Below are 12,510 nucleotides of genomic sequence, written 5' to 3'. Positions count from 1 at the left end.
TTGAAGATCCTTTTTATATTAAAATGAAGCAGAGAACCGTCCCTTGCCTCATACGTTGAATTTCACATTAATTTAATTTTTAAGCCAATAAATTTACTTTTCTATAATTTCATACTTTATATTATCATACTTTGCGGGGATCCTTGTTGGCCAGTTGAATAAGCCAAGTGCTTAAGAAAGGGTATAGCACCAATTAAATTATATGAATTGTTTGATTGATGCTGTACCTTTTCGCTAGCAACTACACTAAAAATAAGAGCAATTCCTGAGATGGGATTTGCTTTTTATTATATACTGGAGAATTCGTCGTATCGTTACTAAGCTGATGAGCTTTTTTCTATATGTGATCAATGAGACCAAGGGTTAAAAAGTCTTTTTTCGTACCCTAACCACTTTTGGTATTTTATGAATTTGGACCCTATAATACCAATATAACTTAAAAGATTCAATAAATAAAACCAATCCCAATAGAGTGTACTCTATTGGGACTATGTCTTTTAGTTAATCCGAAATGAATAGTAAACCTATTACTAACATCCTTTTTGTAGAATATACAAAGAATTAGGTTTTAAGACAATCAGTAATAGAACATAAACATATAAATAAAATTAGCTTAAATAGCCTCTCCTCTCGGCATAAAACAGACGATTATTGAGTAATTGTAAGAATTTTACTGGGAATGACTCTTTTTATTGGCGGTTGGTGTTATTTTCATAGCTCTTTCAAAGATAGGCATGACAAATAAACCTTAGCTATTTAATTTCTAAAAAATGATAAAAGTTAATTAAGCCGTATGATCGTAAAATCGTTCTTCGAGATCTAACGTATTGCCTCGATGGCTATACCAAGCATCGATGTGTTGACACATCATGATACCGTATGTTCTGATGTACCACATTTTTGTTGAGCGATGTCGACCCGATTCCAAGTGATAGTCAACTTTTTCCCGTTTATTTGATCGCTCAACGGATGTGCGACGATTAACTCTTCCTGTTCAGGAGTGCGATTATCTTTCTCTTCAAAAGATCCGCTCTCCGAGTGTTGACGAACCCACTTGTCAAAGGCAGATGGCGTTAGCTCATATTCTTTGAGAATCTCACTTCTGGGTTTTCCAGCTCCATGAAGCTGGACTATTTGTTCTTTAAATTCTTTTGAAAAGCTTCTTCTCACTCGTTTGGTCATGTTTGATTCTCCTAGGTTTTTATTTGATCCAAGTCTAATTGACCTTAACCAAATTGTCCAATCAAGTGTAACCTATTCATCTTGGCAAAAACTCGTGCTTGATCAGAAGAAGTGGTTTCCTCGTAATGATCAAGCTGAAGAGCTGATAAATGATTTATATCAAAGATATCCGGGCGGTTTCTATGTCGACGCTGAGACAAAAATGAAATATGCGAAAGGGGCCGCAAAATATATTGGGCGTTACTTAGCGAGACCAGAGGAAGATGAGTATCGAATCACATCTTATGACGGACAAACCGTTAGATTTTGGTATGAAGACCATCGTACGGGGACAACGAAAAGATGTGGCATGGCCTGTTTATAAAATACAGGAGAATGACTATTTTTATACGATTATTAAACTAAAATAGGTGCTGTAGAAGTGTACTATAATGCATTCTAGGAATATCATCCGATATTTTCTTGAAAGTAAATCTTCATGGAAACCAGGTTAGATTGATCGTCCCAATAGAGTAAACCCTACCGATACGCTATGAAGCTATTGATATACTTGGGTTACGAATGTTTCACATACATGTATCAAAAATGGTGGGCGGATTTAGTAATGAATTGATTTTATGCAAGGGTCTCTTAGATCACCTATTTTCTGTTCACAAATAGACCCTAGTGGATGGCATATAAAACTAGGGAATGATACCTTTAAAAACATAATAGAAGGAAAAGGATATGCTCATTTTGTTGTGACTTGAAATATTTACAGTGGGATGAAACTGTAAATATTTCAAGTTCTGTTTTGTTTAGAGCAAACGACTTAAATAATAAAAAATCAAACCAAAAAGGGTGCAAATCACTATATGATTTGCACCCTTTTTCTTGAATTTTAACACGATGAATGGTAACTAATCCTACAAGAACATTAACTAATATAAGAATATCAGAATACCAAAAGGTATTAATAAGCTGTAAACTACCCCATTTTGAACATAGAAGGTAACCATAAAGTAAGTGCCGGCACATAAGTAAGAAGTGCCAGTACTACGAAAGAGACTATTAGGAAAGGCCATATGGCCTTTGTTAAAGCGCCCAAGGATACATCCGCAATAGAAGAAGCAACATAAAGTCCTGCGCCAACCGGAGGAGTCAATAACCCAATTGTTAAGTTTATACAAATTATTACACCGAAGTGAATTGGATCAATTCCATAGTTTAATAACAGTGGAGCAAAAATCGGAACAAGTATAATCAAAGCTGCTATTCCATCCATAAACATTCCTAATATTAGAAGAAAAATATTTACAAGCAGAAGAAATACTAAGGGATTATCTGTAAATAGTACCATCCATTCCGCAATATTTTGTGGAACCAACTCAAACGAAAGCATCCACCCGAATAAGTTTGCCATTGCAATTAAAAGTGTAATAATTGCAGTAGTAGTCGCTGTGTTTACCATGATGCTTGGTACCTTACTCAAATCAAGTTCTTTATAAAAAAAGAATCCAACTATCAACGCCACTATACATGCAATTGCTGCGGACTCAGTAGCCGTGAACACACCGCTTAAAATACCAGCGATAATGATAATCGGTACGAGTAAAGCGGGTATCACTTGAACAAAAGAAATAGCTATTTCACTGGCAGTTGCCCTTTTACGTGTAGGCCAACTTTCCTTCATTCCGATAAAAGCGATTAGTAAAAAGAATGCTAGTGCCAGAAGGATTCCTGGTAATACACCTGCAATAAACATTGAGCCTATTGATACACCCGACCCAACACCATATATGATAAAAAGCATACTAGGTGGAATAATTGGTCCTAATAGTCCTGCAGCTGCAGTAGTTGCAGCACTGAACTCTCGAGAGTATCCTTCTTTTTCCATTGAGGGAACCATCGTTCGGCTCATCGTAGCTATTTGTGCGGTAGCTGATCCAATGATAGAAGCCAGAAGCATATTTGAGATGACATTAACATAGGCTAATCCCCCTTTAAAATGACCTACAAAGATTTGGGCAAAATTGATTAGCCTTTTTGTGATTCCTCCCGAATTCATCAATTCTCCAGCTAACATAAATAGGGGTATTGCAAGTAGTCCATAGTTTTCCATACTCGAATAAAGTTTTTGAGGTAGGATCACCATTAGTCCCATGCTACTTGTTACAAATATGTAAATAACAGTAGTCATTCCTAGAACAAATGCAATAGGGATACGAAGTAATAATAAAACGACAAAGAGTAGTAACGCAATTACCATTTTAAATCGCCTCCCCATCAGCAGAACTTAAACCTTTAACAAGCAAATCTAATGAATGGATCAACATAAATGTAAAGCTTATAGGAATGCATAAGTACGCCCATATCTTTGGCATTTGCATAGAACTCGATTTTTGAATTAATATATTAGGGGAACTCAACCAGTTTATCGATAAATATAAAATGTACCCGATAAAAAGCACCATGATAAGAAAGCCCAAAACTAACACAACTTTCTTTAGTTTCCCATTCAAAAAATCTGTAAGTATCGTAATGGAAGGTGATGAATTTCGCTTTATACCCATGCTACCTCCGATAAAGGTAAGCCAGGCCAGTGAAAAAATGGCCATTTCATCAGACCATATTAAAGGAGAGCTTAGCACATACCGATAGAGAACACCCCCGGAAAGAGAAACTAATATAGTGATGCCAAAAATAACTGCCATGACTTTCTCTATAGTAAAAACCCAATCACTTAACTTAAAAATTATTTTCAAAGTTTTCCCCACCTTTTTGTGAATTTTGATTCTAAATATGGATGGTAACCAAAAAAATTAGATGGAGACCTTTAGTAGAAATTTGGGAAGGGTTTAATCTTTCCAAAAGACTCTTCTATACTCCATATCCAAACTCAAACTATGGCATTTACCTTTAAGTGGGTGGCCATAATTAATTCGTATCAGATATAGGCTATTTTTCTTTTGCAGTTTCTATAAAGTTTTTAATGATTTCAGACTGGTCTGTATATTCTTTTATCACTTCTTCAGAGATCACATCAAATGGTGAAGTATCTTCCATTACTTTCACTTCTACACCTTGATTTTTAAGTTCTTCTAGATTGCTTTTCTCTCTTGAAATAGCTTCTTTTACGCCCCAATCAACAGCATTAGTCATAGCAGTTTTTACTATTTCCTGATCCTCTTCAGAGAGTTTATCGTAAACCACTTGGCTCATCACGATAATCGTCGGGAATGTCATATGATTAGTCAATGATAAATATTTTGCGTTTTCATAATACTTTTCTGTCACAAGTGCATCTAGATCAATGTCCATGCCGTCAATAACTCCTGTTTGTAACGATGTATACACTTCAGGGAGTGGCATTGCTGTTGGTCCTGCTCCGGTTTTTTCCCAAAAGCTTTGGATTGATGGGCTACCGATAATTCTTACCTTCTTACCTGTTAAATCCTTTGGAGAATCTATGAATCCATCTTTCATTAAAATATGTCGATTTCCTGCAAATGCAACATCTAGTCCTAACAATCCTTGTGACCCTAGTTCTTCGAGCATCGCCTTTGTTTCCTCGGAATCTCTCATTTTAGTTCCTGCTTCCAAGTCATCAAATAAAAATGGCATGAACCACGAGTTTAATGATATTTCCCGTGTACTCATATAAGCATTCGTAAGAAAACCAAAGTCGATTGTTCCTGCTACCAATTGTTGCACCATATCTTGCTCAAGACCAAGTTGAGCAGCCGGATAGATTTCCAGTGACATTCTTCCATCCGATAGACTGTCAAGCTCCTCACCAAATTTTACTGCTGTTTTATGCCAGACATGTGATTCTTGTACGACGTGTGAGACTTTAAATTTGTAGGTATTACCACCATCACTATTACTAGCTTTACCACTTACCTCTGCACTTTCACTCCCACCACATGCAACAAGTACTACCAGTGCAGATACAACCGTTAGCAAAAATGTAAACCACTTACCTATTCTACTAAAATTCATTTTTGTTCCTCCCCCATATAATCTTTTAAGTGATTGCATTACTTACCATCCAGTTAGTAAGCGCTATCATTTATTTTTTCCATAACTAGTAAACTAAATACACTAATAATATAATATTAACTCACAATACTAAATAGTCAGTCAATAATTTTGACATTAAACCAGAGCTCAATAAAATCTTTCATTCTACTTTTTAAAGTTAGTCCATTTGGGAGTTTAATAATTAATATCCTTAAAAACAAGACTTAGATAAGTAATTAACGTGTTAAGGTTTTATTGTAACCATGGAACTGGTCAATAAATTGAAAATCTTGAGAAGTACGGTTCTTCATTATGACATTACGCAATAGAATGCCTTCATTAGTCGTATTATGAATAATTTCCCCCCATGTTCTAGCAGCTCCTTGTATATAAGTCGTACGTGGAATTCTCTCTTCTTGATAGTCTAAGAACGCTTGTTCAACATTGTCACCATGCGTATGTAGCATATCTGCTAAATAACCAGCGTCCTCAAGTGCTTGACAAGCACCTTGAGCCAAATACTGTAGCATCGGGTGAGCGGAGTCACCTAGAAGCGTAATTTTTCCCTGTGTCCAGTTAGTGATTGGATCACGATCATACATAGGCCAGCGACGTTGACGAGAGATGAATGAAATTGCATTTTGAACGAGTTCACAAGTACCTGTAAAGACTTCGTCTAACTCTTCCGATGTACCCCACTCATCCGTAAATTCGATTTCCGGTGTGTATTGTTTACTTTTGAAAACAACTACTTGATTGTAAAGCTCACCACGACGAACTGGATATTGGACAAGGTGTAAATTTGGTCCAATCCACATATAGACATCGTCCATGTTACCAACAGATGATTTCACTTCTTCAATTGGAATCGCGCCACGGTACGCTACATATTCAGAACAATTTGGTGTGTCATCACTGAACAAATTGCGTACTTTTGACCATATTCCATCGGATCCAACAACACCACTTCCTTGGTGTACATCACCGTTGGCCGCTGTTACCGATACACCACCGTCTTTTTCTTCAGTCGTTATAATCTCCTGATTGGTTACCAATTCAACGTATGGGTTTTCTTCACAGACTTCAAGAAGAGCTTTGTGTAGATCTGTACGGTGGAGCACGACATATGGTGCTCCATATTTTTCTTTATACACATCACCAAGATCTAAAGAAGATAGTTCCTCACCACTAAATGCGTCCATTATGACAAGTCTCTTAGGAAAAACAGCGATATCATTAATTTTATCCATTACGCCTAAACGTTGTAAAATATTGGTGGCGTTTGCAGCTAATTGAATCCCTGCACCAACTTCTCCAAATTCAGGTGCTTGTTCCAAAACCTTAACGTATTTTTTCGTTTCTGCAATTCCAAGAGCTGCTGCTAATCCTCCAATACCTGCACCAATAACGATCAATGGATTTGCTACTGTGTTGTTCATCTAAATTCCCCCTCTTGTTATTTAAGCTTGTATTGCATTCGATTTAATTTATTGGATTGTTCCTAAGTTATCCAATAAATGGTTTGAATTCACTCGACACTTTTTGATTTCCATTGTTTAAATCCAAAGCTTGACCTTGTTCTAAATTAAATTTTTCCATTATCGGTAAATCGTTTACTGAGAATAGATAGGAATCTTCAGAAGCTATATGCTCATGCCAAGCCCAGTTTGGAATCACGAAATAATCTCCTTTTTTCCAGTCGAAGCGAACACCATTAATGACTGTGTAGCCTGAACCTTGATGTACCTGATATATTACTGAGTGTGTATGGCGATGAGCCTTCGAATGAAAGCCCTTAGGAATTTTTTGCATCCACGCCCCCATTGTAGGATTGGCTGTTTGACCATTGGATGGATTAATATATTCAACGGCATACCCTTCGTATGGGTCTGGTTCAAATTTCATTAGACCTGCAATTGCATCTTCCGTTCGTTTCCACTTATAATTGGCGAGCGGTGCCACTGCAGAATGGCGGTCACTAATAGGGCGAACCATTCCACCGCTATAACGTTGCTCTGAGAAATTATCAGGACGTTTTGGCGTTTCAATTTTATCTGGATATGGTTCAAAAAATGTACCACCAATTGAATAAATTGTTGGGATATCAAGAGCATCCATCCACATCATCGGCTTATCGCCAACATGACCATGTCCATGCCACAGGTTTTTTGGAGTGACCAAGAAGTCTCCTTCTTGCATGAAGATACGTTCACCTTCAACTATCGTGTATGCACCTTCACCATCTGTAATGAAACGAAGTGCACTTTGTGAATGGCGGTGTGAAGGTGCAACTTCACCCGGTAATAGCAACTGTACAGCCGCATATAGGGTTTGTGTAGTAGAAGCCCAGCCCCATGGTTGACGGTATGTCAATCCAGGGTTTTGAAAATAAATTGCCCGGCGCTCTCCTCCCCGATCTGGAGTGAAGATTTGTGCTGCTTCATTCAATTTCTTCTTCATCAATTCATCGGTCCAAAGATATGCCTGAGCATGTGGCTCCGGGGTCTTATTCATTAATGCTGGAATTGCTTCCCAAAGTGGTCCAAGATTATATCCTTGAATATCTCTCGTAAAGTCCTTAACATCTTGATCTTCCATATAAGCATGCTTATCACCCAACATATACCCCACCTTTTAGAATCTTTTTGATTAATAGGTTGTTATTTATCTAGTTTTAAAAGGTTGCGTTTAATTTGGTCGTAATGTCCATTGAGGTGTTCTTCAATGAAATGATCGATTATAAACGAAACTGGTTTATTGCCAAACTTTGCAAAATTACGGTGAGGAGATTCTTTCGCAAGTTTTTCTTCATCAAGGCCAGAAAGACCAACCTCTATTTTCTCTTTTAATGCTTCCACCTCTACAACCACTTTTGCCAGTGATAATTTCCCTGTATCGTTTACAGCTTCAAGTCTTTCAGGAGCCTGTAAGCCTCTTCCCCATTCAGAACCAGGAACAGATACGACCCTTTGGACTTCATTTAACCAGTAAGGAATCGCTTCAACAAGATGTGCAAGAATTTGAAGAATGGACCATTCCTCTTCAGTCGGTTTTAAACGAATCGTTTCCTCGGATTGACCTTTTGTGAGAACAAGAATTTTATTAATTGATCCTTGGATGGATTGAATTGAAACATCTATTGTTTTTGCAGTATTTGTCATGATTATTTATCCTCCACTCTTGTTACTTTATTTTCAAGTTCACCAATTTTATCAATTTCAATTCTCACAATATCTCCATCTTTCAAGAAGAGTTGTGGATCACGGGCAACTCCTACGCCGCCTGGAGTACCTGTAAGAACAATGTCACCTGGTTCTAAAGTCATTAGATTTGATAAGAATTCCACAAGATATTTCACGTCAAAAACAAAGTTTTCTGTGTTTGTTTTTTGACGTTCTTCGCCGTTTACTGTTAAGCGAACACCGAGGCCAGATGGGTCTGTTAATTCATCAGATGTCACCAACCAAGGTCCCATTGGTGCACTTCCTTCTACTGTTTTACCTTGTAACCACTCAAGTGTACGGCGTTGAATATCGCGGTAAGTCACATCATTTGCAATGGTATAACCAGCTACGTAGTCAAGAGCATCTTCTTGGGATACGTTTCGAGCTCTTTTACCGACAACAAAAGCAAATTCTGCTTCATAATCCAGCTGCTCAGAAATTTGGAAGAACGGGATATCATCCTGTGGTCCAATAACGGTATTAGCAAATTTAGCGAAAACGACTGGGAAAAGTGGAAGCTCACGACCCATTTCTTCAATATGCTCACGGTAGTTGTGACCCACACAAATAATTTTTCCAGGCTTCTGTACTGGCGCTTCGATTTTCACGTTTTCAAATTCATGTACTAGTGTGTGTTTATAAGCATCTCGGTTATTTATTGCAAACTCGATAACTTCCTTAGCAATGGAAAGGCTTTCAATTCCACCTTGCAAGAATCCTTCCATATTTGCTGGTAAAAATGCTTCAGCAATTATTTCCGAACGAAATTTCCCTTGGCTTTCAAGTAAAGCTTGATAGGCGTAGTTTAAGTCAACCACTTCTTTATCTGCTGTAACTGCTCCGATACGCGTAAACCCGTTGTAACTATAAGTAACTAATTTCATATCTATTCCTCTTTTCATATAGTGATTTTTGTCAAATGATTTCTAAACAACATTCCATTCTTTAACGTTATAAATACACTCATCATTCTGGTTCATCGGGTCAGCTGAAACGATTTCCTTCGCCTTTACAATAGATAATGCTTTTAATACGTACGCACCACCAGTTTGATCTAGGAATCCTCCCGCAAGGATCAATTTATCACTTTTTTTTAATCCTTTTAGAAACTCACGATGACCAGGAATTGCATTTCCAGTAAAATTTTCTTTTCTTTCAATCCACACGATATAAGTATTCATTTTATCCCCCCTAACTTATCTATTTTCCACTAATAGTAACCAATGTTCACTAATAAGATTCATATTACAGTACTTTTCAAAAAATAGTCAAGGTATTTCTAATACTTTTAATATTTAATAAACTTAATTCCCGCAACTTTTAATTAAAATGAACTAGAGATTCATAGTTTGAATATTCTTCAAAAAGTCTGCTATACTTAAATAAATTATAAATTAGGGAGACTTATATAAATGGAAACCGTTAAACCCGGGTCAACGATTCAATCGTTACAGGTGGGCATGAAAATTATTGATTTAATCGTTGCAACAGGAACCCCCTTAAGATTCTCCGACATTCAGGAATCTACTAAAATAACAAAAAGCAACCTATATAAATATTTAAATACGCTAACACTATTAGAAATACTGTACCGAGATAAAACTACAGGAATGTACCATCTCGGCAGTAAATTGATCCAATACGGAATGGCCGCTATCGGTCAAGAGGATATCATAACAAGGGTTACTCCTTATTTACAGGAAATTACCCAGCATTCAAATTGCTCCGTCATATTCGCTGTCTGGACTTATGACGGTCCCGTCATCGCTAAAATTTGGAACTCTAATCAATCCTTAAATATTGGTGCCCAAACAGGTTCATTACTTCCACCATCTTCATCTTCCGGGAAAATTTTTAGTGTCTTCCACGATTCTTTTGCCACAAGTAAATGGTTATCGAAAGAACACGCTGGATCTGAATATTTGAATATGAGCGAACAAGAACTTCAATCGATTAAGAAAAATAAAATATCCTTCGCAAAAGAACCGTTAGCACCATCTGTTTCGTCGACATCTATTCCCATCCTCAATTACAGTGCCGAATTACTTGGGGCTGTTACCGTTGTTGGCTTTGAAGGTTTTGTTCCAACAAAACCACTGGAGGAATTAAGTCGTTATTTAATTAATAAGTCACTAGAAATATCTAGAAACTTTGGATACAATCCAAAATAAAAAGCAGGTAAACAAGTGTTAACACTTGTTTACCTGCTTTTTTCTAACTTTATCTTATGGTTAATTCTAAAACTGATCGTTATAACATTCTATTAACCTGGACAAGTTATACTGATAACTTTGAATCTGAATTACTTTCACTATATTTCATTGGCATTTTGCATATCACTCTATGTTAGAAGAACTTTTCTTTTTATTGTTTGAAAGTTCTAACGAAAAGATTTATAATGATTATAAATATAGTGAAAGGGGTGCACCATTAGTGAACAATCTACCGAACTCCATCTTAGCTGACATTTTAGCTGAAAAGATTAAAAGAGATAGTAGTGAGCAATATAATCAATTTGTAGACAGTATCAACAAATTATCAACTAGTTGCACCACAATGGAAGAACTCCAAATGCTTAACGGTCCTTTGGAAAAATGTTTGCCCCATTTGGAGTTAGTGCTATCTGTTACACAGGATTATGATGATATCATGAACATGAAAGCAACCTTGTTAGATTTATTCGTAAATGACTTACATCACAAATCCGTTTATTTATTAGTCAATACGCTATCAAGTAATAAATCATTAACGAATCTTCAGAATTTCATCTCTCCTATTGAGTATTGGGTTACTGTTATCAAATCGAAAGAAATGCTTGTAGCAACTTAGTTTTTTCCTTAACCCGCTGTCACGGAAGCTTTTTTAATTTTATAGATTAAGAGTTACACAAGAATAAGTTTGACATTAATCGGAGTTCTTGTACTCCGACTTCTTTTTAGATAATAGTATTTCGCAAATTTTCGGTATCTATTAGAAGCGGTACTAATAAATTAACGCATACGTTATTAAAATATTAATACCTAGATTATTCATAAAACCATTTTAAAATTAGTGAATCGGTTGTCTCATATGGTCTTACGACCTTTTAATTTTTTCACCCTATGAGTGAAAAAATCATAGAAAAAGGAGCTCCTTTTTTGATAGTGTATAAGTAACGACACAAATCACTAAAGAAAGGAGCTCCATAATGAAAAGTGTAGCTGAAAAAAACCTAAAGTTCAATAAAAGGATCAAAGTCAATTTCGAAGGTGGCAACCTTACCTCAGATGCTGGCTTGCTATTATACAAAGAGTTTGATGAGAAAATTGGTCTGAGCGAAACGATAAAAAAGAATGTCTCCATTAATGATCCCGTTAACCATCATACCCATCAAAATGAGGATGTCATGATTCAAAAAGTCTATCAACATATTGCTGGTCATCACACGGACGATCATGCCGACGAGTTATCCAACGAACCTTTGTTAACGACGCTCTTAGATAAAGAAAGATTAGCGTCACAACCAACCTTTTCAAGGCTGAACCAGAAATTTGATAAAGAGACGATGAAACAAGTTCAAAACACCAATGATGATCTGATTGACTTGCGTTCAAGAGATCAAACCAAGCGACCATTTTGTGTTTGACCTAGATTCTGCGAATTTCACGACATGTGGAAATCAGTATGGCCACAATTTCAATGCTCATTATCAGTCCCATGGTTTCCATCCACTTTTCTTGTTTGATGGGATAACTGGCGATTGTTTAAAAGGGCTCCTTCGCGCTGGAAATGTATACACCTCCCGTAATGTCGTCGGTTTTGTCGGTCCTGCGATCAGTCACTATAAGAAGACCTATCCTTGGGCAACGTTGACGATTCGCGGAGACAGCGGATTTGCCGTTCCCAGGCTTTACGAGTTATGTGAAGAACATGAAACCACCTATGCGATCCGCTTAAAAGCCAATAAAAAACTAACGACCAAAGCCCAAGAATTAGAAAGCCAATTAAGAGAACGTGCCACGATTCATTCGGCAGCTCCTTATGTGTTTTATAAAGAGTTCTCTTATAAAGCGGCTTCTTGGAACCGTCCCGAAGGGTCGTTGTGAAACTTGAAAAACCCGCT

Annotated in this window: 11 protein-coding genes and 2 pseudogenes; 4 read left to right on the top strand and 9 right to left on the bottom strand. The window is 36.9% G+C overall.

Annotation, left to right across the window (positions count from 1 at the left end; all coding sequences use genetic code 11):
- Positions 1-978 precede the first annotated feature (978 nt).
- Positions 979-1,182 (bottom strand): annotated as a pseudogene (locus ACHABW_RS24590) (transposase); the annotation flags it as partial.
- Here ACHABW_RS24590 and ACHABW_RS24585 point away from each other — a divergent pair.
- Positions 1,181-1,546, top strand: a complete 366-nt coding sequence (locus ACHABW_RS24585; RefSeq protein ID WP_435759514.1) for a transposase — start codon at positions 1,181-1,183, stop codon at positions 1,544-1,546. The pseudogene ACHABW_RS24590 and the gene ACHABW_RS24585 overlap by 2 nt on opposite strands.
- Before the next feature lie 603 nt (positions 1,547-2,149).
- Here the strand turns inward: ACHABW_RS24585 and ACHABW_RS24580 are convergent.
- The 8 genes from ACHABW_RS24580 to ACHABW_RS24545 form a co-directional block, all read right to left on the bottom strand.
- A complete protein-coding gene (locus ACHABW_RS24580) occupies positions 2,150-3,430 on the bottom strand; it encodes a TRAP transporter large permease (RefSeq protein ID WP_435759512.1) in 1,281 nt (426 codons plus the stop codon).
- A 1-nt stretch (position 3,431) separates the two neighbouring features.
- A complete protein-coding gene (locus ACHABW_RS24575; protein WP_435759510.1) occupies positions 3,432-3,926 on the bottom strand; it encodes a TRAP transporter small permease in 495 nt (164 codons plus the stop codon).
- Between the two features lie 193 nt (positions 3,927-4,119).
- Positions 4,120-5,163 carry a TRAP transporter substrate-binding protein gene (locus ACHABW_RS24570; protein ID WP_435759508.1) on the bottom strand — a complete coding sequence of 348 codons (1,044 nt, stop codon included), beginning with the start codon at positions 5,161-5,163 and terminating at the stop codon, positions 4,120-4,122.
- A 257-nt stretch (positions 5,164-5,420) separates the two neighbouring features.
- A complete protein-coding gene (locus ACHABW_RS24565; protein WP_435759506.1) occupies positions 5,421-6,623 on the bottom strand; it encodes an FAD-dependent monooxygenase in 1,203 nt (400 codons plus the stop codon).
- A 67-nt stretch (positions 6,624-6,690) separates the two neighbouring features.
- A complete protein-coding gene (locus ACHABW_RS24560; RefSeq protein ID WP_435759516.1) occupies positions 6,691-7,803 on the bottom strand; it encodes a cupin domain-containing protein in 1,113 nt (370 codons plus the stop codon).
- Positions 7,804-7,844: 41 nt separating this feature from the next.
- Positions 7,845-8,345: a DinB family protein gene (locus ACHABW_RS24555; RefSeq protein ID WP_435759504.1), complete on the bottom strand. Its 501-nt coding sequence runs from the start codon at positions 8,343-8,345 to the stop codon at positions 7,845-7,847.
- Between the two features lie 2 nt (positions 8,346-8,347).
- Complete coding sequence (locus ACHABW_RS24550) at positions 8,348-9,292, bottom strand: fumarylacetoacetate hydrolase family protein (protein ID WP_435759502.1); 945 nt, start codon at positions 9,290-9,292, stop codon at positions 8,348-8,350.
- A 42-nt stretch (positions 9,293-9,334) separates the two neighbouring features.
- Positions 9,335-9,589, bottom strand: coding sequence for a YciI family protein (locus ACHABW_RS24545; protein WP_435759500.1), 255 nt, complete (start codon positions 9,587-9,589; stop codon positions 9,335-9,337).
- A gap of 231 nt (positions 9,590-9,820) precedes the next feature.
- On the opposite strand from ACHABW_RS24545, the gene ACHABW_RS24540 reads away from it, so the two are divergent.
- The 3 genes and pseudogenes from ACHABW_RS24540 to ACHABW_RS24530 all read left to right on the top strand — a co-directional run bounded on the left by ACHABW_RS24540 (position 9,821) and on the right by ACHABW_RS24530 (position 12,493).
- Positions 9,821-10,579, top strand: coding sequence for an IclR family transcriptional regulator (locus ACHABW_RS24540; protein WP_435759498.1), 759 nt, complete (start codon positions 9,821-9,823; stop codon positions 10,577-10,579).
- Between the two features lie 262 nt (positions 10,580-10,841).
- Positions 10,842-11,237 (top strand): hypothetical protein, encoded by a 396-nt coding sequence (locus tag ACHABW_RS24535; RefSeq protein ID WP_435759496.1) that lies wholly within the window; start codon positions 10,842-10,844, stop codon positions 11,235-11,237.
- Positions 11,238-11,595: 358 nt separating this feature from the next.
- Positions 11,596-12,493 (top strand): annotated as a pseudogene (locus tag ACHABW_RS24530) (IS1380 family transposase).
- Positions 12,494-12,510: the final 17 nt, after the last annotated feature.

Source organism: Salipaludibacillus sp. CF4.18 (genome assembly GCF_051262595.1).
Classification (GTDB): Bacteria; Bacillota; Bacilli; order Bacillales; family Salisediminibacteriaceae; genus Salipaludibacillus; species Salipaludibacillus neizhouensis.
The sequence above is the reverse complement of the archived record's forward strand: the minus strand, read 5'-3'. Positions and strand labels throughout refer to the sequence as shown.

What these genes read in the sequence shown, in the direction of transcription:
- ACHABW_RS24585 (WP_435759514.1), top strand. Translation starts at nt 1,181, where the DNA reads ATGTTTGATTCTCCTAGGTTTTTATTTGATCCAAGTCTAATTGACCTT.
- ACHABW_RS24545 (WP_435759500.1), bottom strand. Translation starts at nt 9,589, where the DNA reads ATGAATACTTATATCGTGTGGATTGAAAGAAAAGAAAATTTTACTGGA.
- ACHABW_RS24540 (WP_435759498.1), top strand. Translation starts at nt 9,821, where the DNA reads ATGGAAACCGTTAAACCCGGGTCAACGATTCAATCGTTACAGGTGGGC.
- ACHABW_RS24550 (WP_435759502.1), bottom strand. Translation starts at nt 9,292, where the DNA reads ATGAAATTAGTTACTTATAGTTACAACGGGTTTACGCGTATCGGAGCA.
- ACHABW_RS24565 (WP_435759506.1), bottom strand. Translation starts at nt 6,623, where the DNA reads ATGAACAACACAGTAGCAAATCCATTGATCGTTATTGGTGCAGGTATT.
- ACHABW_RS24570 (WP_435759508.1), bottom strand. Translation starts at nt 5,163, where the DNA reads ATGAATTTTAGTAGAATAGGTAAGTGGTTTACATTTTTGCTAACGGTT.
- ACHABW_RS24580 (WP_435759512.1), bottom strand. Translation starts at nt 3,430, where the DNA reads ATGGTAATTGCGTTACTACTCTTTGTCGTTTTATTATTACTTCGTATC.
- ACHABW_RS24555 (WP_435759504.1), bottom strand. Translation starts at nt 8,345, where the DNA reads ATGACAAATACTGCAAAAACAATAGATGTTTCAATTCAATCCATCCAA.